Here is a 506-nt window from a genome sequence, read left to right as displayed (position 1 = left end):
ACCACGGAAATCCGCTTAGTGGGCGGCGCGAATGAAGTTTTCGCGCCTTCGCCTCCTCGGTTTCAAGTCCTTCGTCGAGCCCGGCGAGTTCGTCATCGAACGCGGACTGACCGGCATTGTCGGGCCAAATGGCTGCGGCAAGTCGAACCTTGTCGAGGCGCTGCGCTGGGTGATGGGCGAAAGCTCCTACAAGAATATGCGCGCATCCGGGATGGACGACGTGATCTTTTCCGGCTCGGGCACTCGGCCCGCACGCAACACCGCCGAAGTCACACTTTTCCTCGACAACAGTGATCGCTCCGCGCCTGCCGCCTTCAACGATGCCGATGAATTGCAGGTGTCGCGCCGCATCGAGCGTGAGGCCGGCTCGCTCTACCGCATCAACGGCAAGGAGGCCCGCGCCAAGGACGTGCAGCTTCTGTTCGCCGACCAGTCGACCGGCGCGCGTTCGCCGTCCATGGTCGGCCAGGGCCGCATCGGCGAGCTGATCCAGGCCAAGCCGCAGG

The 506-nt window shown here is 64.2% G+C and carries 1 protein-coding gene; it reads left to right on the top strand.

Translation table 11 applies throughout. From position 1 onward, the window contains the following. Positions 1–31: 31 nt before the first annotated feature. Positions 32–506, top strand: a 475-nt coding sequence (locus tag EN935_RS39800) for an AAA family ATPase (RefSeq protein WP_164771918.1), incomplete at its 3' end; no start/stop codon positions are given.

The sequence above is a fragment of the Mesorhizobium sp. M7D.F.Ca.US.004.03.1.1 genome (genome assembly GCF_003998635.1).
Lineage (GTDB): Bacteria > Pseudomonadota > Alphaproteobacteria > Rhizobiales > Rhizobiaceae > Mesorhizobium > Mesorhizobium loti.
This window is presented reverse-complemented; position numbering and strand designations above follow the sequence as displayed.